Here is a 24,585-nt window from a genome sequence, read left to right as displayed (position 1 = left end):
ATTAAATCATTTTATATAATAGTTGCTTTCAATTACTATCTTTTCCATCTGAATATACGTACCAAATGATTCAAAGTTGCGAAAGATCGTAGTTCACAGCAGAAAAAAGCACGGGGATCTCCCCGCGCTTATTATCTAATCGTTTTATTTGCCTGACAACTTACTCAGCCAGTGCCTTGTCAAACCATTGTTCGTCCGACATTTGACGTTCAAATTCTCCCGTAAAACTGTCCATACATTTACAAATGAAATCTTTACGGCAGACCGGACAAGGTGTTTTTTGCAATCGGCTAATATTAGTCAGTCTCCATTCAGGAAAACGGTGGTAAAACACGCGACACTCCGTACCATCGACCAATTTAACGATAAATTCGTACAATCCATCTTTATCATTGCTTGCGGCCTTAGTCACGTTATCAATACTCGGTCTGTAAGACATGGTCATCACCCGTATTATCAAATTTAAAACCTGTTTTTAGTACTTAGACATATTAAAGAATTTTGGGCATCATGTCAACTTCCTATTGCATTTTTCCCCTTAACAGAAAATTTTATCTCTTTTGTAACTGAACCGCTTACAACAAAAAGTTTCCCTAGACAAAAAATCTTGTGGGTGTACAATAAAGAAAAAACAGTCAGGTTGACGATTTTTGTACTCTAAATTATAGGGATGATACCATATGAAAGAAATTCAAGAGCAGACAGGGACCGGTATCAACGGATGGAAAAATAATGGCGATCAGCCATCTCTTCCAGAAGCTCATCGATCGATGCGCATTCCAGCTGGGGGCTCCTGGTTCAGAAAATTTTTAGCTTTTGCAGGCCCGGGTTATATGGTTGCTGTAGGTTACATGGACCCCGGCAACTGGGCTACTGATATCGAGGGCGGCTCACGCTTTGGTTATACGCTGCTTTCCGTTATTTTGATTTCCAATCTGATGGCTATTTTGCTGCAATCACTGTCAAGCAAGCTAGGCATCGTGACCGGCAAGGATTTGGCTCAAGCGTGTCGGGACAATTACTCCAAGCCAGTAAGCATCATGCTGTGGATTCTCTGCGAGCTGGCCATTACAGCAACGGATTTGGCGGAAGTAATCGGTGCAGCTATCGCGCTTAACTTACTATTTGGCATACCCATCATCTATGGAGTCATGATTACAGCCATTGATGTCCTGCTCATCTTATTATTACAAAATAAAGGTTTTCGAACCCTTGAAATATTTGTCGTTGTTCTGATCGCAACTATAGGTATCTGCTTCGGGATCGATCTGTTTTTGGTTCAGCCGGATATGGGCAGTGTTGCTCTTGGATATATTCCACGGACAGAAATATTGAAAAATCCTGAGATGATGTACATTGCTATAGGCATCCTTGGAGCAACTGTAATGCCCCACAATTTATATTTGCATTCATCTATTGTACAAACCAGACAATACGATAAAAGCTCGGCAGGCAAGCGGCAAGCCATTAAATATGCGACATGGGATTCTACGATTGCCCTCACGTTTGCTCTATTCATTAATTCAGCTATCCTAATCGTAGCTGCAGCAACCTTTCATAAAACAGGGATGACACAAGTAGCAGACATAAGTGAAGCATATCATCTGCTCACTCCGATTGTAGGAACGACACTGGCAAGCGTAATGTTTGCGGTGGCCCTGCTCGCTTCTGGACAGAATTCCACTCTAACAGGCACTCTCGCTGGACAGATCGTCATGGAGGGCTTCGTCAATATCCGTCTGGCCCCATGGCTGCGGCGTTTGATCACGCGATTAATCGCTATTATTCCAGCGGTCATTGTTACAGCGATTTATGGCGAGCGAGGAACTCAGGATCTTCTGATCCTAAGTCAGGTTATTCTGTCACTTCAGCTGCCTTTTGCAGTCATACCGCTCGTTAAGTTCACTTCCAGCAAAGCAAAAATGGGGGAATTCGCCAATAAGCTCTGGCTTAATACTCTCGCTTGGCTGATCGCTGGAATCATCGTCCTGTTGAATGTATATTTGTTAGTTCAGACCTTCTGGAGCTAAAAAAGCAGAAATCAAAGGAACCTCATTACCGATTTAGTAGTAAAGGTATTGAGATTCCTTCTTTTCTATTTGTCTTTAATTTCTTTAAAAGCAGCATCATATAACCTAAACATTGTCTTATAACCTGATTCATCTATTTTGATTCCAACATCAAGTCTTCCTGTAATTTCAATCGCTTCCGAAGTATATCTCAGCTTGACGTCATCCGGGACGAATACGATCATTATTTTGTTCCAATACGTCTCATCCCCGTTGTCAAAAGGACACTCTGCACCAGGCTCTGGAATGAGCAAAAACCAGTTCTTCTCAAACGACAGCACCTCACCCATAAATCCTTTGATCGTTACAGTGGAGCCGCTCAGATCCCAAAATTGCTCGGAAGGTGTCGTCTGATCATCACCGTCAAAAAAGCCCGACCAACTGATGTTGCTTGTAGCTTCTGCAGATTTCTTCTGATTTACTTGCAGTTTTGAATTTGTGGCTATAGACGTCTCTTTTGCTTGTTGCTCGCCAGTTGAGCTCTTTTCAGCAGCTGGTTTTATGTTTTTCGCCTCCGCGGCTTCAGCCTTATTATCGACCTTTACAGGCTTTTGTGATTCTTTAGCTTCAGAAGGCTTTTCTTTAGTTGCAGCAGCTTCCTTCGTTACAGTATCTTCTTTAGTCACAACAGCATCTGTAGTAGTCGCTGGTTTCGAATCTGCTGCTTTTGGGGCAGTATTATTGTCTTCTTTGTCTGTTTCATTGGCTTGTGTCTCTTGTTTTTCTTGTTTCTCTTCTTTATCCACTTGCTCCGGTTGCTCTACCTGTACTTCTGTCTGCACTACAGCTAGTTTACCTTCAGCCGCTGAGAAGGAACCAGCACTAGATTTATCAGCCGACGGTTCATTCTGACCGCAACCCTGAAGCAACAATACGAGGAAAACAAAAGAAGCTATGGCAATAAATTTTTTCAACAACTATGTCCCTCCTCAGGCTTTGAACAATGTTAATGGGTCCATCCGGTACATCCTTATTGCAGGAACAAAAGAGGCCACAAGACCAATAAAGATCGTACCTGCAGCAATAATCAGGTGATCGAGCGACCATTGGAGTGGATTAATTTGAATACCAGCATATGAGAACAATGTATCCTGCAGCAAGTAGCCCCCAACATGACCCAACAACAGTCCAAGTACAAGACCAATCGATGTTATGACCAGTCCCTCTCCAATCATCGCCATCCATACAAAACCTCTGGATTTCCCCAGTAACCGAAGCAGTCCTACATCTTTCGTTCGTTCACTCGCCGCTGCAACAAGAGATAGGAGAATAGATATAGCTGCCAAAACGATACATAGTATCGTAATCATATCCACGATTTCTGAGCCTTTATCGACCAGATTAACGACATCGGCTACCGCCTTGCTGGAATACACAACCTGAACGCCGTTTATCGATTCCAGTTCGCTCCTTAACTGCTGCGCGCTTAACAAATTTGCTGGTTTAACCAAAATCGCAGTGATCTCTTTATTATGATCGGCACCTTCATGGACAGCCCAAGCATAATCCATTGTTGTGAATATCGCCCGATCATCCGGAGTATTCAGCTTCGGTAAAATCCCTGTTATCGTATATTTAAAAATAGAGTGGGCATCGTCGCCATGCTCTTCATGCTCTCCGCCCTCTTCTTCCTCCTCGCTCTCAAGATGCCCCCCCTCTACGAGCCCATGCGCCCCGTAAAAGGTGTCTCCAACACGAAGCTGAAGCATTTTAGCTGCATATGCACCCAGGACAACTTCTCCCGTATTGCTATACAAGCTGCCATCAGAAAGGCGCTGATCACCATATCTCGTCATAAAGTATTCCGGTTCAATCCCTATAATGGGATATCCATTGTACGAGTCGCCTGTTGTAAATCCATATGCCCGATCCACCTCACTGCTCTCCTTGACTTTATCAAGCGTATTGCCAGAAATATTCCCTGTAGGTGCACCCACATGATAAAACGTATTCAGCACTAGCTGAGTGTCACTTCCCACTGCACCGATTACAACATCAAAAGGCCCGTATCCCTTTTCCGCCCCTTGCTCTACGCCGGCTTTGGACAGAGAGAGAACAATAATAAAGGCTACAGTCGCGGTTACCGATAATACAGTCAATATGGACAACGCCTTCCGATGCCAGATATTACGAATCAGCAAATGGAAGAGACTCATACAACACACTCCTTCGGTGTTACACGGTTTCTGTGGCTTTGACTTTGATTAAAATTGATGTCATGAATATGAACCTGTCTGGGAAAACGCTCTGCCATTTTCAAGTCATGCGTAACGACCAACAAGGTGTTTTTTACACTTTTGCACAATTCCAGCATCAGCTCAGTTACCTCTTCCGCTGTCTCCGCGTCAAGGCTTCCTGTTGGCTCATCAGCCAACACCAGAGTAGGCTCATGGATTAATGCGCGAACCATAGCGACGCGCTGCTGCTGGCCTCTGGATAGTTGTGAGGGTAGATGATTCATCCGGTCGCTCAGTGCTATTTTTTCAAACCAAGCCTCTATCTTGTCTTTCCGCTCGGAGGATGATCCGCTTGCTCCTCTCATCGCGATTTCGACATTTTGACGTGCAGTCAAAGAAGGGATCAAGTAAAAATCCTGCAAAATATACCCAATGCAATCAGCACGAAACTGGTCTCTAGCATGCTCCTTCATCTCATGAATTGCGCGACTCCCAATGATGATCTCTCCAGCGTCAGGCGTCATAATTCCACTTATTAAATGAAGGATCGTACTTTTGCCAGAACCGCTCGGACCCGTGATTGCAATCTTTTCACCCTGCTCTACATTCCACTGCGGGATGTTTACAATAGGGATACTCTTCCCTGCAACATGGAACTGTTTTGTGAGCCCACGAATCTGCAGCATCATCCTGTTAACCGCCGTCCTCTCATCCTAAAATACAGGAAAACAGGAGAATCTAGTCCCCTGCTTTCCGAATAACTGCTAGATTTAGTGAAGCTTATTTCAAAATAATCCGTTCAGACAAGGTATCCCATTTCAGTGTTTTGCCAGTAGCTTGATTGAAAGCAGCCAAAGGCAGGTACAATGTTTTATTATCTACATCAACAGTAAAGGATGCCGCCTTGCCGCCTACTTTTGCAGTTCCTGCGCTAAGATCCACAGTAATTACTACGCTTTTTCCGGTCAAAGTCGCAGTGCTTCCTGATTCTTTATAAGCTACGCCCAATGCTTTAGCGAGAGCCTGAGCCGGATAAAGCACTTCCTTATCACGATTGATTTTGAACTTCGGATACAGGTATTTGGATTGCAGCTCGGAAGAAGCTTTTTTCAAATCTACTCCAAGCACTTCTGCCCCTGCGAAAGCAATCTGCGTATTATCAACTTGACCCTTTACTTTCTCAGCAATCGGACCGTATGCCCATACACCTACATCAACGGCTGAGTGACCATGCCCTGACCAACCAATCAAAAGACGCTTGGAAATGACAGCATTATATCCACCTTCACGCTTGTAGGAAGAACCGTCTCCGTCCAAAATATACTGAGCTTCCTCATCCGTAAGGTCTGTAATCCAAGTATTGTTTTGCACTATTTTTTTTACGTCATCAATCGTCACCGCTTCATTCAGAGCGGAAGCCAGAGATTCGGAAGAGTGCTTCTGTTGATCCCACAGGTCAATGTTAATTTCGTAAATGTTGTCGCGGGACAAAGACAGGCCGCCTGTTTCATGGTCTGCTGTAACAACAACCGACGTATTTCCGTTTTTCTTGGCAAATTCAATAGCTACTTTAAAAGCAGCGTCAAAATCGAGCGCCTCCTGAACCAAGGTAGGAAGATCGTTGGCATGACCTGCATGGTCAATTCTTCCGCCCTCAATCATAATGGCAAAGCCGTTTTTGTTCGTGGACAAAATATCGAGCGCCTTGGAGGTCATAGTCGCCAAGTTTGGCGTTTCCGCACTGCGGTCAGGAACGTAGCTAACGTGCGAGCCTCCGAATAAACCGAGTGCTTTGGCGTTTTTAGAAGTCAGGGCTTTCAAATCCTTGGCTGTTTTAACGATTTTGTATCCTTTAGCTTCGAATTCTGGCAGCAGGTTTTTATCTGTACGCTTACCTTTTTCATCTTTAGTTACGAAGAATGACTCTCCGCCGCCAAAAAGCACATCGACTCCGCTATCCAAATACTGTGAAGCGATTGCACTCTCATTGTCACGGCTGCGAACATGGGAAGCATATACAGCAGGAGTAGCATGAGTAATTCGTGCGGTAGTTACAAGACCTGTAGATTTGCCGCTTAATTCTGCAGCCTCAATGACAGAAGCAAATGGTTTGGACACATCTTCATTAGATACGCTGATCCCAGCGTTATACGTTTTGTGACCTGTAGCAAAAGCAGTACCCGCCGAGGCAGAATCCGTAACGATCCCGGAGACGACAGTTCCTCCATCTTCTCCACGATCTGCATATGTGGTCGCTTGTCCAACATAATATGGATCAAGATTCAGTTTTTGAATGCCTTTTTCATATTGTTGATAATACCGCGCCGCAGAAATCTGTGCCGGACCCATGCCGTCACCGATCAGGACGATCAAATTTTTAGATTTTCCTTTGGTCTGATTATTCGTAGCTGTTGTGCTCTTCGCTGCCGCTGAAGTTCCCGCTGCAATCATCGAAAACGCAAGACCGCTAATTGCGAGCCCCTTCAAAAACTTGTTCATGAATACCCCTCCCAATTTTGTGTAACTAAATCGAGTTTATAGGTGGAATATTAAGAGAATGTTTGGAGTTTGTTGATACGAGGTAAAAATCGGAATATTTACATACAAAAAAACACTTTATCACCAGAAGGTTAATTCTGATAAAAAAGTGCTTTTCTAAGGATGCGGTCGAGAGGACTCGAACCTCCACGGGCGTACGCCCACTACCCCCTCAAGATAGCGTGTCTGCCATTCCACCACGACCGCGTATTATTTTGTGAAGCGAACATTTAATATTATATCTCCGTGTAAACGAAATGTAAAGTGGAATTAATTGCCTACTATTTAACTTGCTTCAGACGAAGCTTCATCGTAACCAGTAAACCTATGGTAGCTCCAATCAATCCTCCCGCGACAAGTCCAATACCACCTAAATGCAGCATACCTGCAATCGTAGCCACAACAGCCCCTGTACATGCAGCAAGCATAGACGCCATACCACGCTGTCCTCCAAATAATAACGCCAGAAACAACGCTGGAAGAGCAAAACTTAAAATATTCGCTACATCAGGAGTTACAGCACCACCAAGTCCCGACCCGGCAATTGTTCCCAAAATCCATGATCCGTAAGCAGATATAGCGAAGGTTAAATAGTAAGTAGGCGTTAATTGTTCTCCTTTATTGACACGACTTGAGACCACCGCAAATATTTCATCAGTTAATCCCAATGCTGCCAGCCACTTGTAAGGCTCTCTCCACTCTTTTACGGAAGGTCCTAACGTAGCCCCATAAAGTACATGACGCAAATTTACAAGCAAAATTGTGGTGATGATGGTCATAGGTACAATTGCCTCTGCGAACATACTGACCAACATAAACTGCGCCCCGCCAGAATAAACCCACACCGAACTTAAAATACTATACAACGCCGGCAGCCCGCTGGCTGAAGCCAGTACACCAAACGTCATAGATAACGGAAAATAAGCAATAATGATCGGAATTGCATCTCGCAGTGCCACCGTCATTTCTTCACGACGTTTCATAATAAATCATCCTAACTGTAAATCAATATTTTATAGTAAATAATAAAATGCAGCATAAAAGATTACTCCGGCTGTAACTGTCAACAACAAACGACGGGTGCTCCAAGCTACTATTATTGTAGGAATCGAAGCCAACAGCACCTTATTTTCCGTTAACGAAACCAACTGATCATCCTGAAGCAACAACAATGGTCCAAGCAGCGCTCCCAGTACAGCAGGAGATACATAAGACAACCACTCCTTCGTCCTCTCCGACCACTGTAAACGGCTTCCTAATAGCAAAGATGCAGCTCGAAATAAATAAGTTCCAATCCCTATGATCATAATAATCCACAATTCCGATGCCATTTACCTCAGTCCAATCATGAAAATATACAGTTCAGGCTTGATTCAAGTCAATTTCACCTGAAGTGTTGACCTGAAATGCATTTCATACCGTATACTCGTTACAACATCACTTACATACCCTGGACATTGAGGAGGATACACGACATGAAACTTATTGCAATCGATCTTGACGGCACTTTGCTAACTTCTAAAAGTAAACCAAGCAAAGAGGGTCTTGACGCTATTAAAGCAACGATATCTAAACGACACAAAGTAGCAATATGTACCGGACGAGCCTATTTTGACGTCAAAGGCTTAATTGATGCTGACCTGAATATGAATATACCTATCATTTCATCTAATGGTGCCGCTGTAAATGATGAAAACGGACAGCTTCTAAGACAGACCCCTCTTACACAGGAAGCGGCTGCGGCTGCGATCCAGTATTTAAGCGAGCAGGATGTATATTTTGAAATCTTTTGCCCGGAGGCAATCTATTCTCCTTTTGATGGAGAAGACAAACTGCAAGCGGAAATAGATATGCTGATCAGCGCTAATCCTGATATGGATCGAGATACACTATGGAAAAGTGCCCTGATCCAATTTCAGCAATTTGGTATCAAGCCCATCAACGATCCGATGGAAGTGATTCAAGCAGGTATGCCAGTGTATAAGCTGCTCATTTTCACATATGATGAACACAAATTAGAGCGCATTCGTGAACACTATCACCACAATACCTCCGTCCATACGACAGCCGCCGCACAATTAACACTTGAAATTATCGCAAAAGAAACCGACAAAGGCAAAGCATTAAGTTATTTAGCAGATCACTATGGGATTCCACTTTCGGATACGATTGTGATCGGCGATAACTACAACGATGTTTCTATGTTTCGCGTCGCTGGAACCAAGATAGCCATGGGAAATGCCGTTGATGAAATCAAACAGCTTTGCACTCAAGTCACTCTAACAAATAACGAACATGGCGTTGCTCATGCATTGATTCATTTATTAGAGCTTTAGATTTAATAAATTCCTTACACAAAAATGTGTAAGCAAAAAGGAACCCTGTGAAAAATCAAGGTTCCTTTCTTGCATAAAGGATGCGGTCGAGAGGACTCGAACCTCCACGGGCGTACGCCCACTACCCCCTCAAGATAGCGTGTCTGCCATTCCACCACGACCGCATATTCAATTATGGTGACCCGTAGGGGATTCGAACCCCTGTTACCTCCGTGAAAGGGAGGTGTCTTAACCCCTTGACCAACGGGCCATATTTGCATTAATTCACAGCTCGTTGCTGTGACGACAAAAATGAGTATATCAAAATAAAATCGCCATGACAACCCCTTTTTTAGTTGTTTACAAAAAAATATGATTGGCTTATTTCATTACGCCTCACTGTTTGGTAAATACCGTCTGAAAGCATAAAACCTGCAAAAGTGCAGCTTTTTTGAGAAAAAATGGCGTTTACTGCGAAAAACCTGCAATTATGCAGGAATTTCGAACATTTTATTCTGAAATCGCAATAAATTTGGAAAAAAGATGTACTTTTGCAGGTGTTTCAAAAAATCGCCGCTAGGAGCTTGAAAGGCTGTACTTTTGCAGGTATTTTTCACATCACGAGCATGTTAATAAGATAAGTTTCAGTTTAGAAGCTGTCTGATTGGTTAACAGCCCCTTCCTTTTCGGCACGATTCAAAATAAAAAAGCTTCCGTTTCCGCTGTTTGTGCGGGTTTCGGAAGCTCACTTTTTATTGTATATCGAACGGAGAGAGAGGGATTCGAACCCTCGCACCACTTACGCAGTCTAACCCCTTAGCAGAGGGTCCCCTTATAGCCACTTGGGTATCTCTCCAAGAAAATGGCTCCCCGAACAGGACTCGAACCTGTGACAACTCGATTAACAGTCGAGTGCTCTACCAACTGAGCTATCAGGGAATATCATCATCAGATACAAAAATTAATTTATCATGATTTTACGTCAAAGTCAAGATACCGTCATACCCATCGTTTGTTCATATAGCCTCATATATTCCTTAACAGAACTTTCCCAGCCCACAGGGCGTGTCATAACATTTGTAACAAGTTTATTCCACTTATCTGGCTTGTGATAGACGTCAATCGCCTTGCGGATCGTATCAAGCATAACCCACTGACTTGCATATTTAAAAGTAAAGCCAGTACCTGTCTCGTTTTCTTCACAGAAAGGTTCAACTGTGTCACGTAAACCTCCAGTCTCGCGAATAATGGGCACTGTACCGTATCTCATACCGATCAACTGGCTGATTCCACAGGCTTCCGTATAGGAAGGCATCAGGAATAAATCTGCTCCTGCGTACGTTTTATACGCCAGCTCCTCGCTATAAGTGGAATAATACATTTTATTCGGAAAGGCCTTCATTATATTCGAAAACAGGTAATCATAATAAGGAATTCCATCTCCAATTACGACAAATTGAAGATCTTCCTTGAGCAGCTCATGATATGATTTTTCGATCAAATACAGGCCTTTGGTAATTTCCAATCGAGAAATGAGCGAAACGATCGGCACATCGGCCCTGACTGGCAAACCTAACGACTCCTGCAGTCTTTTCTTGTTCTCAGCCTTGCCTTCTAAATGATCAAGGGAATAATTTGCAAATAATCGGGAGTCTGTAGCCGGATTGTTCTCCTCAAGATCAATACCGTTTAAAATACCGTGTAAATCTCTTCTGCGCTTAAACAGCGACTCGGTCAGAGGCTCCATATGAAGCGGCGACATTTTACTTATCTCGGCTGCATAGCTCGGACTCACTGTGGACACTACATCCGAGGTCATTATCCCGACCTTCATACAATTAACCTGATCATAATAATCAAGGCCCTGCTCTACAAAATAATTCCAATCTAAATCCAATAAACTCTTCGTATTACTTTTGTTAAAAACCCCTTGATAAAGGAGAGCGTGAATTGTAAATATTGATTTCATAGATTTATAGAATTCAAGCTGCCGATATTTTGTCTTCAAGAAAAAAGGGATAAAGCCCATTAGCCAATCATTACATTGAAGAATATCCGGCTGAAAGCCTATCACTGGCAGTGATTCCATTACTGCTTTGCAGAAAAAAACAAATCTCTCCATCTCATCATCATAGTCATAGATTCTATCACGACCAAAATAATAGGGTGCGTCCACAAAATATATCATATTTCCGTTATACAAAATACTTTCCACACTATACCAGTGATTTCGTCCTGCAAACTCAATATCCATAGTGACTACATGATGCAATTGATGGCCATACTTGTCCTCAATTCCTTTAAACTTTGGCATAATGATACGGATGTCGTAGCCTTCGCTTCGTAAAGCTTTAGGCAAAAACGCCGAAACATCCGCAAGCCCCCCAGTCTTAGCGAATGGAAAAACTTCCGTAGTTGCGTACAAAATCGTAGGTTTTCGTCCCATTTCATATCTCCTCACGCCAGCTTATACTCTCGCAGAGTATTAAGACATATGTATCTTCGCATCCTAATATAAGTAATTTTTGTATTTATAATGAAATATACCATGAGTTATTTAGAAAAACAAAGATTAAAAGTACTATTTATTACAAATAAAAAAGAACCATCGTCTCCGTTATAAGAGTCATGGTTCTTGAATTTATTTTTACTGCTATTTATTAGCTCTGTCTTACTCTTGGTCTTTCTTGACCGTAAATCTGCAAAAGCGAACGGACTACGACTTTCTTCCGGATTTCTTCGTCCTTCACGAACTAGCTTCTGACGCATCTTCTTGGCTCTGGATTGTGCCAAAATAATCACTCCTTATTGTTGAACTATCAGGAACAGCATATCACAAAAGATGCCTCATTTCTAATTCTGGCTAAGACGACGAAGAACTTTTAAACAGTGTCCTCTTCTTAAACTGAATAAATCAGAATTATATGTTTTTTGAATATATTTCCAAATTACACAAAGTCTCCTTTTTGTGCAGCTTCTTTCTATTCAATTACACCATTTGAGCTGCAATCCTGTTTTTTTCTTTACTTTGTCTGTTGTATCTTTAATTTTGCCCCTATTTGTAAGGGCTTTCATGATATATATTTTAAGGCAAACGGATCTCGCCCGAGGGAGGAGGAGATATACATAAGCGGGGTACATCAGCCCGTCGGGAGCATTTATTACAAGCATGATTTGCACAAGTATCATCATTCTCAACAAAGGAGTTGACACATGAACATGCACTTGCACATCAAAAAGAAAACGTTTTCAAAATTTACTGCAATGCTGCTTATTACTGGTCTGGTTGCAACAAGCACTCCGCTTCAAGTACAAGCCGGAGATACTTTGCCATTTACAGGTGAAGCAGCGCATGGAGTGAATCAGCCTAGCGTGCACGGTTACACTAGCGGTCAAATTCTGGACTGGAGCCCGGAGACGGACAGCGATGCAGAGATGCTGCGATCCTTCGTACCTTTGCAGCAAAGAATCAACCCGTTTGCCGCTACACAGGCTAAGCCCAACCTGAATCCTGACGTAAAAATGACCAACGTAAGCGGCGATTACGGGAATGCGTTCATCGAAAATGCAGCTTATACGAACAAGTTTGCTCAATACCACTTTGGCTTCTGGCAGTATGTGGACTATTGGTCTCCTTGGCATGGTACGGCTTCGGCCTATACACCGCCTGAATATTACGATGATACGGCGCAATCGGACTGGAAGCAAAAATGGTTCGAATTCGGCATGCTGAATATTCCTAACCCTACGTATACGGACGCCGCCCACAAAAACGGCGTATTGTCCCTGGCAGGCATATTTTTCTCCAACAATGACCGCGGGCAACAGACTTACAAGCAAATGATTGTCAAGGATGAGAACGGGGATTTTCCTGTTGCCAAAAAAATGATTGAAATGGCCAAGTACTTCGGTTACGACGGATATTTCCTCAATCAGGAAGAACAAAATCCCAACGTCCAAACGAGCGATATTCCTGATTATATCGAATTTATCAAAGCGCTGAAGCAGGGCGGGTTATACATACAATGGTATGATTCCCTGAGTACGACCACCGGTGCTAATACATTTGCCAGAACCTTCAGTGATAACAATATTTCTTTCCTGTATGACAAAAATAAAGGAGAACCCGTATCTGACTCCTATTTCTTTGATTACGGTGCAGGCTCCAGTCAAATTAATAGCGCTAAAACGTATCTTGATCAGTTAAATACTGACTACGGAACCAACTATTCCATTTATGATGTTGGCTACGCCGGTCTGGAAGCTGGACGCGACAGATTCACCAGTAAAAACGTCACTGCGCTCAAAAATAAGCTGGATGAAGGCGGTGTGCCGCTTGTCAGCATAGCTACACTGGGAGCCGACTTTGTTCATGCGGGCTACAATGACGACAAGCCTTGGCCGTCCAATGACCGGGCAAACAATGACTACCAATGGGAAACAATAAAAAGAGAGCAGCAATGGTGGTCAAGCCCTAACACAAATCCTCGTGAGACCGCTTCCTCCACGGTATGGCCGGGGATTGCGTCTGTCATTACGGAACGTTCCGTCATTGGCGACTCCAATTTCTACACGAGCTTCAATACCGGACACGGCTTGTCTTACTACAAGGCTGGTGCGGTATCGAACAATGACGAGTGGTCCAATATGAGCTTGCAGGATGTGCCGGTAACCTGGCAGTGGTGGCAGGATACAACAGGCAGCCGATTGACGGTTGATCTTGATTACGGCTCGAAATACAAGAAGGACCCTTCCTTCACCTATGAGCAAATTGGAGGATACGACGGAGGAAGCTCGCTTGCTGTAAGCGGCAACCTTGATGCAGAAAATTTCCTGCGCTTGTATAAAACCGAACTGGACGTCAATGCGTCCTCCAAGCTGTCGATTGCGTACAACAAGCCTTCGACGAATGACAGTTCTTCCTTGTCCATCGGGCTGATCTTCAAGGACGATCCGGATACAGTAGTTAAAGTATCCGCAGCAGACGGTAGCAAAACAACCGGCTGGACTACGAAAGAACTGGATCTCAGCATGTATGCCGGCAAAACGATCGCCGCCTTCGGTCTTGTTTTTGCTCCAAACGGCGATGCAGTAACGAACTATCAAATGAATGTCGGACAAATCCGGATTTATGACGGCTCTGCCGCTGCTCCAACTGCTCCGACAGGCCTTGCCTTAACCGACGTATTCACCGATACCAACGAAATGATTATTCATTGGGACTTGAATACAAATTATTCTCAAGTCAAAAATTATAATGTCTATGTCAATGACGTATTCGTTGGCGGCAAATATGACAAAACCTTCTATATCAAAAAACTGCCGGCCAGATCGGGTGTAGTGAAGGTTGCTCCAGTTGGAGCGGACGGCCGCGAGGGCGCGGCAGCATCCCTATCCTTCAATCTGGACGCCGCCGTCTCCAAAATCAAGGTTGATTCCAGGGAAAACGGAGAGCTTACTGTATCCTGGACTAATCCGGCATCGGCATCCGATGCGATCACAGTTAGCGTAAGATCGCTGAACTGGATTACAACAGATACACCGGTATCCGCGACCAAAACGGTATCAGCCGGATCGACCTCCGCTGTGTTTACGGACATGCCTATCAACGGGGATGACTATATCGTCAGCGTAGCAGTCGGCAATCAATCTCCTGTTGAAGTTAGCGGCAATTTTATCGACAAGACGATCGACCCTTATGCGGAAAAATGGTCCTGGAACGGAAACACCTTGAGCTTGCCGATGCCGAACACCAGAGACTGGCGATATCTGCACGTCTATGAAAACGGGGTAGCGCTGCAATTCGATACCACCTACTCTTCCGGCAAGAAGCCTTATATCGTACGTGGACGTTCTACAAAAGCTTCATTATTTATTACACCTGCATCCACTACAAGTACAATTTCACTTGTTATGGAAGACTATGCAGGCAACAAGTCAGTACCTCTATTCGTTCGAGACAATGAACTCAGCTCCGAGATGTTCCCTGATGCGGCGCTGCTGAACGCTTTAAATGAACTGGGATACACCAAAGTAAGCGATCTTACGAAAATTACAGGAACGCTGGATCTGTCCAATCGTGATATCAAGGATTTGACAGGATTAAAGCTTATTACCGAAATGACTGGTGTGAATTTATCCAACACGAAGCTTGAGAAATTAAGCGATACTTATTTCCCTTCGCAGGTGACAAGCATTGACCTGTCAAATAACGAAAGCTTGCAGCAAATTAATAGTCGAGCCTTAAGCGGTATTACAGATCTGCAGCAATTGAATATTACCGGAAGCAGCAAGCTGCAATTGCTTGATGTATCCAATTCAAAACTGAAAAATCTCGTGTACGGGGACAAAACAACATTCCCTGAAATGATCGTTCTCGATTTGTCCGGCACCCAGCTTGATATGACAGAGGGACAAAGCGCAAAATTGTTCGCTGATCAAATCAAACAGCAGGTGAAGCCAGGCGAAGCGGTTACGACTACCAAATATGAGAATGCGGCCCGTACAAGTACAGTAAGCGGAGGTTTTTCCAATGCGCAGAGACTTATTGACGGATCGCTTACTGCGTATGGAACTGCCGCCTCTTTACCGAAGCAAGCCATCTTGGATTTTGGCAATGAGATAGAGATGACTGCATTCAATATGTATGCGTACTCCAACTCGTATAGGGCTACAGATTTCACATTAAGCTATTCCGCGGACGGTACTGACTATACGACCATTGGTAGCCCTTTCGTAGGTAACACACTAAAAGACTTCAGCTATAAGTTTGCCTCACCTGTTAAGGGGAGATACTTTAAACTTGATGTTACAAAGGGCCAGAGCTCCATTGTCTATCTAACAGAACTGGAACTGTGGGCAAATGTACCTTACTCATATCCAAGCAGTGTCAAATATGACGGCTATACCGGACTGCATACGGTAACTTTTGATGCAGACGGCGGCACCAATGCTCCAGCACAATTGACCGATGTAGCGCTTGGCTCCACCATTAACGAGCCTGCAGAAGTGGTAAAAGAAGGCTATCTGTTTGACGGATGGTATTCTGGTGAACACAAATGGAATTTTGCAACAGATAAAGTAACAGACAACATCACTTTAAAAGCTCACTGGGTAATTGATCCATCGAAAACAATGGCGTTTACTACAAACCTTGAATCCACCAAAACGGTTAGCAAAGGCGATCAGGTCGATCTTACGGTTGTGGCGGAAGGCGGCGTAGATTCCATGGTTTGGGAAGTGAAGTCCCCTGTAGAGGATACATGGAACCAGACTTCTGTTACTACAGCGGTTTATAGCTTTACAGCCCAGGAAGAGGATAACGGAAAGATGTTCCGCGTCGTACTGACCGGCAAAGATGGTGTTCAACCATCCACCCTGACAAGTAACGAGCTGACCTTGACGGTAATTCCAGACGGAGTTGTAGTCGAACAGCCGGTAATCGGACGCTTTGATGTTACCAAAAATCCGGCGATTGTTGGAGATTCCGTAAGCTTCACAGTTGAAGCAGCAGGGTCGGGATCACTGAGCTATCAATGGTATAAAGATGGCAGCCTGATTGGAGATGCAACTGGTGCAAGCCTTGAGCTCCAGAACGTAACTGCAAACGACGCAGGTCGTTACAAGGTTGTTGTCACCAACACAGTTATTGCAAATGAACAAGCTTATACAGCATCTACAACTAGCGATGAAATTGTATTTGCAATTAACCAAGGAATTGCTCCGGAATGGAATCAGCTTCAGACGCTTCTGGCGGGCATTGACGCTCTTGTTAACAACGATAAGTACACGTCAAGCTCAATTGCTGCCCTGAAATCCAGCACAGCTTACACTGAAGCCAAGAGCCTGACCTCTGATGCCAATGCTGAGTTGCTGAGACAGGCTTATGACAACCTGGTAAAAGCGAAAAATGATATTCTTGTCGCATATACACCAGTAACGCCACCGTCCAATAACAGCTCTAACTCGGGATCTGGATCTGGATCGAGTGTAACTCCACCGGCTCCGAAACCAGCCGATCCAAGTAAAGCGGTTGTTTCTACCGGCGACTTGACCAAGCCTGCGGAGAACGGAACAGTAGTCGTTACAGTCGGTTCGGCGGTGAAAGATATTGAACTGCCGATCAATGCAGGCGAACTGCTCGGCAATAACACACTGCAAATTCAAGCCGGCGAAGTGAATATTGATATTACACCGGATGCTCTGAAGCAATGGAAGGATTCCGTGAACAAAGAGCAGCTCTCCGGCAGCAAGCTTCATGTTACAGTAAATCCGAAAACAATCAGCGAAGCAGCAGTCAAGAGCGACGCCAACGTAGCGCTCAAAGGTAATGCGATAGCCCTCGGCTTCAGCATCGTGACCAGCGACGGCAAGTCTTATCCGTTGTCCGAAGCTGCGGAGCCTGTGAAGGTAAAATTGCCGATTAATGCGTCATTGAATGCTGGATTGCTCGGCGTTTACAAAGTGGAAGCTAACGGTGCCTTAACCTATCTGGGAGGAGTTCTTGCCGAAGGTTACATGGAAGCTGAAGTTCAACAAGGCGGAACCTATGCGCTGCTAGAATATGCCGTGAATTTCACCGATGTTCTGCCAAGCCATTGGGCATCGAATGCTATTCAACAATTGGCTGCCAAGCATTTGATCCAAGGTGTTTCCGTTAATGAATATCAGCCAAACCGTATGATAACGAGAGCTGAATTCGTGAAGCTTGTATCAAGCGCGTTGAAGCTGAAGGATAAAGGCGAGCTTGCCTTTACCGACGTAGCAGCCAATGCCTGGTATCAAGAGGATTTGGCCAAGATGGTTAAAGCAGGATTGATCAACGGCCGGACTAAAGATAGCTTTGAACCGAATGCCGTAATCACGCGTCAGGAAATTGTGCTGATCCTGATGCGCGCCTACAATATGGAAAATGGAACGCTGCCTTCAGCAGCTGGCATTTCCTTCAGCGACGATTCGGATATCGCCGAATGGGCATTGGAAAGCGTGAAACAAGCTGCTGCATTAGGTCTTGTACAAGGCCGTTCCAAAGGGCAATTCGCCCCTAACGATCCGGCGACAAGAGCCGAAACCGCACAGTTCATTCTGAATTATTTGAAATAAATCATTGAACAGGAGCGTTCCTCTCACAGATATTTGTGGCGGAATGCTCCTTTTTTATTTCGCACGCCGACTCTTCCCGATCATTGGCAATAACTCAATTATACTTAACTTCCCCCGGCATTTCCCGCAGCGATAACGCTGTATGTCTACTCTCCGCTTTCGAAGATACTCCATACCACAACTGGTACATACAAGCTTGTAACGATATGGTATAGATTTGCGTGTTGCCCTCCCTGGCAGCGATTGACAAAAGCGACTACCCTTCACTTTTGCTAATAACGCTTTAAACTCAGGGTCTCGATGCCGATATCCTCTACCCGCCAAGTGTAAGTGGTAGTGGCACAGCTCATGCTTGATTATTTTCTCTACCTCTTCTTTACCATAAGCTTCAAGCTGACCCGGATTGATCTCGATGTGATGCGTCTTCATAAAATATCTTCCTCCGGTTGTTTTCAACCGACTGTTGAACCTTGCTTGGTGGCGGAACGGGATTCCAAAGCTGTGAAGTGATATTTCCTCCACCCAGGACTGTAGCTGCTCGTTAGTCACATCGATACTCCTTTCTCTTTGTACTTGAATTTTAACTTCAGCTTACGCTACACTGTCAAGTAGGATGTAACAGAGAGGAGATTATACTGTGACGGCTCAAATGAGATATGTAATTCTACAGCAGGAACAAGACTTAAAATTTGTTGAAATGCCTAGTGAATATGCTTATCAGCTAAGCGCATTAAATTTGCGGCTTAACAAAGAAATTGACAAATTGACGGCCGACCAAGTACCTGTGTTGCCACGAGCAATTGCAGAGTGCGATTATTTAGACTTGCTTCAGGAATCACTACAAATTACTAGCGGACTTCATTATATTAATGAACTCGAATCCTCATTTTCGGCTATTCGCGAAGAGAACTACCCATTGATCTCCTTGCTGACAGAAATTCGGGCTCTTCAGGCCCAACTTGAACAGTGGTATGAAGACGAAGGAATGATCTGAAGAATATGCTATAGGACCTGCACAATCCCCGGCTTTTCCCCATATGCTAACGTACAAAGGGTGCCGGAGGAGGAGATATTGGTGCCAAAGTGGCTAAGCAATCAAATTATGCGTGCTTTCCATAAACGAGATCGCAGGCAAATCAGGCTGCTTAATGATTGCTGGTTCTTTTATTATAATCGGCAGCATTTAAGTGATGATTATAGCCATCTTCAATAGAACAATATGCAAGTAAAATCAGGCTGCCCCTCCTGTCATTTTTTGACGGAAGGGCAGCCTTTATTCGTTCTTGACGAAGCTTACATCTCTAGGAGTTAGACTGATTTGGTTTACGCATCGTAAGTCCAACTCTGCCTTTTTTCAAATCAATATTAAGCACCCATACGGTTACATTATCGCCTACGGATACAACATCCATCGGATGTTTGACAAATCCATTGCTTAATTGAGAAATGTGGACCAGGCCATCATTTTTAATTCCGATATCAACGAATGCCCCAAAATCGATTACATTACGTACAGTTCCTTGCAGTTCCATACCTGGAACCAGATCTTCAATCTTGAGTACGTCCGTCCGGAAAATCGGCAATGGGAGTTCTTCCCTGGGATCACGTCCTGGTCGCTGCAAACTGTCCAGAATATCTCGTAGCGTCGGAACCCCGACACCGAGCTGTGTAGCAAGCATTTCAGGCTCGAGGGCAGACAGTTTATCTGCCAGCTCTTTAGAACCAAGCTGTCCGAGCTCCACGCGCAGCTCATCAAACAAACGATTGACCACATCATAAGATTCAGGGTGAATCGGTGTACGGTCCAGCGGATCTTTTCCTTCCGGAATTCGCAGGAATCCAATGCATTGTTCATATGTTTTTGCCCCTAAGCGAGGCACCTTTTGCAATTGCTTCCGACTTGTGAACTTGCCGTTCTCTTCGCGGAATTTTACGATATTTTTGGCTATCGTAGCATTTACTCCTGATACATAAGACAATAATGAAGGCGAGGCTGTATTCACGTCTACACCGACATGGTTCACCGCAGACTCTACTACGGTTTTCAGACTCTCATCGAGATGTTTTTGGGATACATCATGCTGATACTGACCTACGCCAATCGCCTTGGGTTCAATCTTAACAAGCTCAGCAAGCGGATCTTGCAGACGACGCGCAATAGATACTGCACTGCGTTCTGCAACATCCAAATCAGGAAACTCCTCCTGTGCCAGCTTGGAGGCAGAATATACGCTCGCTCCAGCTTCATTGACGATCAAATAAGCCAGATCATTGTCTTTACGCTCCGTAATAACCTCAGCAACAAATTGTTCTGTCTCACGCGATGCAGTACCGTTGCCTATTACAATAAGCGAGATTGCGTATTTATCCATTAATTCATGAAATTTGGCCCCTGCTTCCCGCTTCTTGTTATTCGGAGGCGTCGGATAAGTGACGGCAACTTCCAGCAGCTTGCCTGTATCATCAACTACTGCCAGCTTACAGCCCGTCCGGTATGCTGGATCAACTCCGAGTACATGCTTGCCGCGTACTGGCGGCTGCAGCAACAAGCTGCGGAGGTTGCCGGCAAAGATTGAAATCGCCTGACTCTCAGCCTTTTCCGTTAATTCAGCTCTTACTTCCCGTTCTATTGAGGAAGCAATTAGCCGTTTATACGCATCTTCAATAACGGTATGCAGAATTTCCTCCGTCTTCGACTGACCTTGAATCCACCTTCCGGCTATATAACGATAAATTCGTTCCGCTTCTACATCGAGCGAAACCTTCAGCACATCCTCCCTTTCACCGCGATTAATTGCAAGAATACGGTGTGACGGAATTTTTTTTGCTGGTTCACGATAGCTGTAATACATTTCATACACAGACTCTTCGTCAGGGGATTTCGCTTCTGAAACAATGGCTCCTTGATCCATCGTATATTGACGTACCCAGGTACGGGTTGCCGCTTCATCGGCAATCATCTCTGCTACGATATCCATTGCTCCTTGAAGTGCATCTTCTGCCGATTCCACACCCTTCTCACTATCAATGTATGTAGAGGCTTCCGTAAGTGGATCATCCTGTTTAGGCTGTGATAACAACCATTCTGCCAGTGGCTCAAGTCCTTTCTCTTTAGCTACACTTGCACGCGTTTTCCGCTTTTGACGATAAGGACGATAAAGATCCTCCACTTCTTGCAGCTTGACCGCTTTACGGATGTCAGCCTCCAATTGGTCGCTGAGTTTTCCCTGCTCCGCAATTATGCGAATAACTTCCTGTTTGCGCTCCTCCAAATTTCGAAGATATTGATTACGCTCTTCAATATCTCTAAGCTGATTCTCATCCAGTTCTCCAGTCATTTCTTTACGGTAACGTGCAATAAATGGTATGGTGTTCCCTTCATCAAGGAGCTGCACCGTTGTTCGTACTTGCTTTAATGACAGACTAAGTTCTTTTGCGATCTGCTTAATGATGGCTTCCTGATCGCCATTTTCTATTTTGTCTTGAGCTGTTGTGTTGTTCTTAGCGGATTGTGACAATAGAATCCCTCTTTCATTCTAAAATTACCCTGTCCTTATTATCACAAACTTCGAGGTCCTTTTCCAGCAAGTATCTACAGATAACAAAAAAACACCATACCTGAAAAGTATGATGTTCTTAGTTTGCTTTTTAAAAATTAGTGTACATGTCTGGAGTGGTCGAGAAAAGAACTACTGCCAAAATAACAATAAAGATAAGAATAGCATATATCACTGTTCCAACAATTCCACAGACTAAACCTGCAATAGCAAGCCCCTTACCTTGTTCCTGATTCTGTTTCATTTCCTTGAAGGACAGGCTGGCCATGATGATAGCGACAATACCCAGAATAAATCCAACATATGGAATGAACAGAGCCAAAATACCTAGAACCAAAGCCGCAATAGCTTTTCCATTAGTCTTCGGTGGAGCTACAGGCTGCATTGGCATATCCCCGAACTGGTTTTGCTGTTCCGAATATGTTGGAGGCTGATTGTTGAATGTAGTGTAACGATACTCATCTGAAGAATTTTGATTCATTCAGTTGATCCTCCTTATAATGATACATAAAATGACAGATTACTCATTTTTCTACCCTTAATATTACTTCAATTCCTGTTATGTTACCAACCATTTTTTACAATTCCAATTCATAATTATAATATTAATAGAATTTTACTTTCATTCCAGTAAAAAAGACGCCCCGAATAAAAATTCGAAGCGTCCAAACAGACGGATATACCGCCGATCTCTATCATCAAAAATCAATTAAACCAAGACTGATAAGCAAAGCTTCATTCACTTTTTTCATAGTCTCATCGTCTAAGTGCGTGATTTTGTCAGTTAATCTTTGTTTGTCGATTGTTCTGATCTGTTCCAGTAAAATAACGGAATCCCGATCAAATCCATGAGTAGCTGCATCAATTTCGACATGAGTAGGCAGCTTTGCCTTCTGAATTTGCGCTGTGATTGCAGCAACAATAACTGTTGGACTGAATCTGTTACCGATATCATTCTGGATAATAAGCACCGGTCTTACCCCTCCCTGCTCAGAACCAACAACAGGTGAAAGGTCTGCAAAAAATACATCGCCGCGCTTTACGATCAATAGTTACACCCCGCTTACTAGGCGGTCCAGAGTGATGTCTGCATCTTCCTCCGCATGGAACGCTTCGGAGGCCATGGTTAAATTAATCTTGGCCATCTCCATATAGCCACGCTGCATCGACTCTCGGATAAAACGTTTCTTCCGCTCATTCAAATACAGCTTCATGGCCTGCCTGATCAGCTCACTGCGATTAGAATTTTCCATCGCCACGATTCCATCCACTTCTTGCAAAAGATGATCCGGTAAACTGATCATGATTCTTTTGGTGTTGTGCATATTGGCCATCTTCAACTTCCACCCCCAAAACCTTGTCAACCCTGATCCCTTGACCCTCTAACTCAGTATTGCATTATTCAAGGAAATTTATACAAAGAAGTATATGCCTAGAGTATATCAAGTATGCTGCAATCATTATAATCAAAAAAGTGATCGCCGTACATACTTGATCATTTCCATCTATTGTATCATTCGATATCCAGACATAAATTCCTTCATATTCAGGAAAAGTTTTGTTGATTTTTGTCAATTGTCACAATTAAGGCAACAACGGGTTCACAATAATGTCAGATTGTGCCGACTTTTTGTACACCCGAGAGACTCTGTGAGCCAACATACATATCAACTCATAGTGAATAGTTCCAATAGCAGATGCCAGTTCGTCTGCGGTGATTTCCTCACCTGACTGCTGGCCGATGAGTACAACCTCTTCTCCCGCTTGAATTTCTTCAGCCTCTTCAGCTAAAGATTGTAGCGAAACCATACATTGGTCCATACAAATCGTTCCGACAACAGGAACGCGGTGTCCACGTATCAGTACTTGCGCCTTGCCGCTAAGCATCCGGGAATATCCATCGGCATAGCCAATCGGAATGGTAGCAATTTTCTCTTCTCCACTAGTTACATACCTTGCTCCATAACTGATTGAAGAACGTGCCGGCAATGATTTAACCCATACCGCCTTAGTCTTCAGTGACATAATTGGAGTAAGCTTAACCCGATCCCGCTTTACTTCATTGGAAGGATACAATCCATATAAAGCGATGCCGAGTCTCGCCATTTGGCAAGTAATATCCGGAAGATCAATGGCAGTGGCACTGTTACCCGTATGTATTATCGGGATTTCAATTCCATTCTCCCGCAGTGCGTAGACCACGCTCTGAAAACGACGATATTGCTCCAATGTATAGCTCTTGTCTTCTTCATCGGCTGTAGCGAAATGTGTAAACATTCCCTCTACCTCCAAATGAGGAATTTGTTGTGCTCTGCGTATAAAAGCAACTGCACCTTCTCCTGGCAATAGGCCTAAACGTCCCATTCCAGAGTCGATCTTAATGTGGGCCTTCAACTTGTTAGGAAACTCAGAAGGATCAAGCTTTGCGATCGCCTCCAGCACATCTTCACTGAATAAATTCACAGTAATGTCGTGCTCCCATGCGACACGTACACCTTCAGGCGGCGTATATCCAAGTATTAGAATCGGGAGAGTAATACCAGCATTCCGCAGCTCCAGTGCTTCATCCAAAAAAGCTACACTCAAGTAATCTGCACCATAATGCTCCAGCTCTTTGGCTATAGTCACTGCTCCATGCCCATAGGCATTGGCCTTGACACAGGCTAAAAACTTCGTATCAGCTGGTAATCCACGCCGCAATTCTTGATAGTTGTTATACAGCGCATCTAGGTTTATTTCCGCTTGGGTGGGTCGATAATTCACTTGCACTTCTAGGTCACCTTCTCTGAATATTTGAAAGTCCAATCTTAAAACAATACATTAATGG

Annotated in this window: 20 protein-coding genes and 5 tRNA genes; 5 read left to right on the top strand and 20 right to left on the bottom strand. The window is 44.0% G+C overall.

Features of this window, described 5'->3' with window-relative positions; translation table 11 throughout:
- Window positions 1-160 precede the first annotated feature (160 nt).
- Window positions 161-439, bottom strand: coding sequence for a hypothetical protein (locus BLS49_RS14380; RefSeq protein WP_091231702.1), 279 nt, complete (start codon window positions 437-439; stop codon window positions 161-163).
- Between the two features lie 241 nt (window positions 440-680).
- Here BLS49_RS14380 and BLS49_RS14375 point away from each other — a divergent pair, with 241 nt between their 5' ends.
- Window positions 681-2,030 carry an Nramp family divalent metal transporter gene (locus tag BLS49_RS14375; protein WP_091231699.1) on the top strand — a complete coding sequence of 450 codons (1,350 nt, stop codon included), beginning with the start codon at window positions 681-683 and terminating at the stop codon, window positions 2,028-2,030.
- 65 nt (window positions 2,031-2,095) lie between these two features.
- Here the strand turns inward: BLS49_RS14375 and BLS49_RS25345 are convergent, their stop codons facing one another.
- The 7 genes from BLS49_RS25345 to BLS49_RS14340 all read right to left on the bottom strand — a co-directional run bounded on the left by BLS49_RS25345 (window position 2,096) and on the right by BLS49_RS14340 (window position 8,115).
- Window positions 2,096-2,986 carry a hypothetical protein gene (locus BLS49_RS25345; RefSeq protein ID WP_245742433.1) on the bottom strand — a complete coding sequence of 297 codons (891 nt, stop codon included), beginning with the start codon at window positions 2,984-2,986 and terminating at the stop codon, window positions 2,096-2,098.
- A 12-nt stretch (window positions 2,987-2,998) separates the two neighbouring features.
- Complete coding sequence (locus BLS49_RS14365) at window positions 2,999-4,225, bottom strand: ABC transporter permease (protein ID WP_091231696.1); 1,227 nt, start codon at window positions 4,223-4,225, stop codon at window positions 2,999-3,001.
- Window positions 4,222-4,935, bottom strand: coding sequence for an ABC transporter ATP-binding protein (locus tag BLS49_RS14360; RefSeq protein ID WP_245742432.1), 714 nt, complete (start codon window positions 4,933-4,935; stop codon window positions 4,222-4,224). The genes BLS49_RS14365 and BLS49_RS14360 overlap by 4 nt, the downstream gene beginning before the upstream one ends.
- 91 nt (window positions 4,936-5,026) lie before the next feature.
- Window positions 5,027-6,745, bottom strand: coding sequence for an alkaline phosphatase (locus tag BLS49_RS14355; RefSeq protein ID WP_091231693.1), 1,719 nt, complete (start codon window positions 6,743-6,745; stop codon window positions 5,027-5,029).
- Between the two features lie 163 nt (window positions 6,746-6,908).
- Window positions 6,909-6,991, bottom strand: a tRNA-Leu gene (locus BLS49_RS14350).
- Window positions 6,992-7,065: 74 nt separating this feature from the next.
- A complete protein-coding gene (locus BLS49_RS14345) occupies window positions 7,066-7,767 on the bottom strand; it encodes an AzlC family ABC transporter permease (RefSeq protein ID WP_091231692.1) in 702 nt (233 codons plus the stop codon).
- Between the two features lie 30 nt (window positions 7,768-7,797).
- Window positions 7,798-8,115, bottom strand: coding sequence for an AzlD domain-containing protein (locus tag BLS49_RS14340; protein WP_091231689.1), 318 nt, complete (start codon window positions 8,113-8,115; stop codon window positions 7,798-7,800).
- A gap of 144 nt (window positions 8,116-8,259) precedes the next feature.
- Between BLS49_RS14340 and BLS49_RS14335 the strand changes: the two genes are divergently transcribed.
- Window positions 8,260-9,120: a Cof-type HAD-IIB family hydrolase gene (locus BLS49_RS14335; RefSeq protein ID WP_091231687.1), complete on the top strand. Its 861-nt coding sequence runs from the start codon at window positions 8,260-8,262 to the stop codon at window positions 9,118-9,120.
- Between the two features lie 81 nt (window positions 9,121-9,201).
- On the opposite strand, the gene BLS49_RS14330 is transcribed toward BLS49_RS14335, so the two are convergent.
- From BLS49_RS14330 to BLS49_RS14305, 6 genes are all read right to left on the bottom strand, one after another.
- Window positions 9,202-9,284: transfer RNA gene (locus tag BLS49_RS14330), tRNA-Leu, on the bottom strand.
- A gap of 11 nt (window positions 9,285-9,295) precedes the next feature.
- Window positions 9,296-9,370: transfer RNA gene (locus tag BLS49_RS14325), tRNA-Glu, on the bottom strand.
- A 496-nt stretch (window positions 9,371-9,866) separates the two neighbouring features.
- Window positions 9,867-9,955: transfer RNA gene (locus BLS49_RS14320), tRNA-Ser, on the bottom strand.
- 7 nt (window positions 9,956-9,962) lie between these two features.
- Window positions 9,963-10,038, bottom strand: a tRNA-Asn gene (locus BLS49_RS14315).
- 49 nt (window positions 10,039-10,087) lie between these two features.
- Window positions 10,088-11,545 (bottom strand): glycogen synthase, encoded by a 1,458-nt coding sequence (locus BLS49_RS14310; protein WP_091231685.1) that lies wholly within the window; start codon window positions 11,543-11,545, stop codon window positions 10,088-10,090.
- Window positions 11,546-11,652: 107 nt separating this feature from the next.
- A complete protein-coding gene (locus tag BLS49_RS14305; RefSeq protein ID WP_091231681.1) occupies window positions 11,653-11,892 on the bottom strand; it encodes a hypothetical protein in 240 nt (79 codons plus the stop codon).
- A gap of 420 nt (window positions 11,893-12,312) precedes the next feature.
- On the opposite strand from BLS49_RS14305, the gene BLS49_RS14295 reads away from it, so the two are divergent.
- Complete coding sequence (locus BLS49_RS14295; RefSeq protein ID WP_091231677.1) at window positions 12,313-18,201, top strand: endo-beta-N-acetylglucosaminidase; 5,889 nt, start codon at window positions 12,313-12,315, stop codon at window positions 18,199-18,201.
- Between the two features lie 54 nt (window positions 18,202-18,255).
- On the opposite strand, the gene BLS49_RS14290 is transcribed toward BLS49_RS14295, so the two are convergent.
- A complete protein-coding gene (locus BLS49_RS14290) occupies window positions 18,256-18,750 on the bottom strand; it encodes a SprT family protein (protein WP_091231676.1) in 495 nt (164 codons plus the stop codon).
- A 100-nt stretch (window positions 18,751-18,850) separates the two neighbouring features.
- Here BLS49_RS14290 and BLS49_RS14285 point away from each other — a divergent pair, with 100 nt between their 5' ends.
- Window positions 18,851-19,195, top strand: coding sequence for a hydrolase/acyltransferase (locus tag BLS49_RS14285; RefSeq protein WP_091231787.1), 345 nt, complete (start codon window positions 18,851-18,853; stop codon window positions 19,193-19,195).
- Between the two features lie 81 nt (window positions 19,196-19,276).
- Window positions 19,277-19,414: a cortex morphogenetic protein CmpA gene (gene cmpA, locus BLS49_RS14280; RefSeq protein ID WP_091231671.1), complete on the top strand. Its 138-nt coding sequence runs from the start codon at window positions 19,277-19,279 to the stop codon at window positions 19,412-19,414.
- Window positions 19,415-19,502: 88 nt separating this feature from the next.
- Here the strand turns inward: cmpA and BLS49_RS14275 are convergent, their stop codons facing one another.
- The 5 genes from BLS49_RS14275 to alr all read right to left on the bottom strand — a co-directional run bounded on the left by BLS49_RS14275 (window position 19,503) and on the right by alr (window position 24,527).
- Window positions 19,503-21,677 carry a Tex family protein gene (locus BLS49_RS14275; protein ID WP_175471421.1) on the bottom strand — a complete coding sequence of 725 codons (2,175 nt, stop codon included), beginning with the start codon at window positions 21,675-21,677 and terminating at the stop codon, window positions 19,503-19,505.
- A 172-nt stretch (window positions 21,678-21,849) separates the two neighbouring features.
- Window positions 21,850-22,239, bottom strand: a complete 390-nt coding sequence (locus tag BLS49_RS14270) for a DUF4190 domain-containing protein (RefSeq protein ID WP_091231666.1) — start codon at window positions 22,237-22,239, stop codon at window positions 21,850-21,852.
- 217 nt (window positions 22,240-22,456) lie between these two features.
- Window positions 22,457-22,807 (bottom strand): type II toxin-antitoxin system PemK/MazF family toxin, encoded by a 351-nt coding sequence (locus BLS49_RS14265; RefSeq protein ID WP_091231663.1) that lies wholly within the window; start codon window positions 22,805-22,807, stop codon window positions 22,457-22,459.
- A 3-nt stretch (window positions 22,808-22,810) separates the two neighbouring features.
- A complete protein-coding gene (locus BLS49_RS14260; RefSeq protein WP_091231659.1) occupies window positions 22,811-23,092 on the bottom strand; it encodes a CopG family ribbon-helix-helix protein in 282 nt (93 codons plus the stop codon).
- Between the two features lie 250 nt (window positions 23,093-23,342).
- Window positions 23,343-24,527: an alanine racemase gene (alr, locus tag BLS49_RS14255; protein ID WP_091231656.1), complete on the bottom strand. Its 1,185-nt coding sequence runs from the start codon at window positions 24,525-24,527 to the stop codon at window positions 23,343-23,345.
- Window positions 24,528-24,585 lie beyond the last annotated feature (58 nt).

Origin of the sequence: Fontibacillus panacisegetis (assembly GCF_900102215.1) — a bacterium.
In the GTDB taxonomy this organism is placed as follows: domain Bacteria; phylum Bacillota; class Bacilli; order Paenibacillales; family Paenibacillaceae; genus Fontibacillus; species Fontibacillus panacisegetis.
This window is presented reverse-complemented; position numbering and strand designations above follow the sequence as displayed.

Excerpts from the sequence above, each read along its gene's own strand:
- BLS49_RS14285 (WP_091231787.1), top strand. The coding sequence starts at position 18,851 with ATGAGATATGTAATTCTACAGCAGGAACAAGACTTAAAATTTGTTGAA.
- BLS49_RS14270 (WP_091231666.1), bottom strand. The coding sequence starts at position 22,239 with ATGAATCAAAATTCTTCAGATGAGTATCGTTACACTACATTCAACAAT.
- BLS49_RS14340 (WP_091231689.1), bottom strand. The coding sequence starts at position 8,115 with ATGGCATCGGAATTGTGGATTATTATGATCATAGGGATTGGAACTTAT.
- BLS49_RS14360 (WP_245742432.1), bottom strand. The coding sequence starts at position 4,935 with ATGATGCTGCAGATTCGTGGGCTCACAAAACAGTTCCATGTTGCAGGG.
- BLS49_RS14335 (WP_091231687.1), top strand. The coding sequence starts at position 8,260 with ATGAAACTTATTGCAATCGATCTTGACGGCACTTTGCTAACTTCTAAA.
- BLS49_RS14380 (WP_091231702.1), bottom strand. The coding sequence starts at position 439 with ATGTCTTACAGACCGAGTATTGATAACGTGACTAAGGCCGCAAGCAAT.
- BLS49_RS14260 (WP_091231659.1), bottom strand. The coding sequence starts at position 23,092 with ATGGCCAATATGCACAACACCAAAAGAATCATGATCAGTTTACCGGAT.
- BLS49_RS14345 (WP_091231692.1), bottom strand. The coding sequence starts at position 7,767 with ATGAAACGTCGTGAAGAAATGACGGTGGCACTGCGAGATGCAATTCCG.
- BLS49_RS14355 (WP_091231693.1), bottom strand. The coding sequence starts at position 6,745 with ATGAACAAGTTTTTGAAGGGGCTCGCAATTAGCGGTCTTGCGTTTTCG.
- BLS49_RS14310 (WP_091231685.1), bottom strand. The coding sequence starts at position 11,545 with ATGGGACGAAAACCTACGATTTTGTACGCAACTACGGAAGTTTTTCCA.
- BLS49_RS14365 (WP_091231696.1), bottom strand. The coding sequence starts at position 4,225 with ATGAGTCTCTTCCATTTGCTGATTCGTAATATCTGGCATCGGAAGGCG.
- BLS49_RS14375 (WP_091231699.1), top strand. The coding sequence starts at position 681 with ATGAAAGAAATTCAAGAGCAGACAGGGACCGGTATCAACGGATGGAAA.
- BLS49_RS14295 (WP_091231677.1), top strand. The coding sequence starts at position 12,313 with ATGAACATGCACTTGCACATCAAAAAGAAAACGTTTTCAAAATTTACT.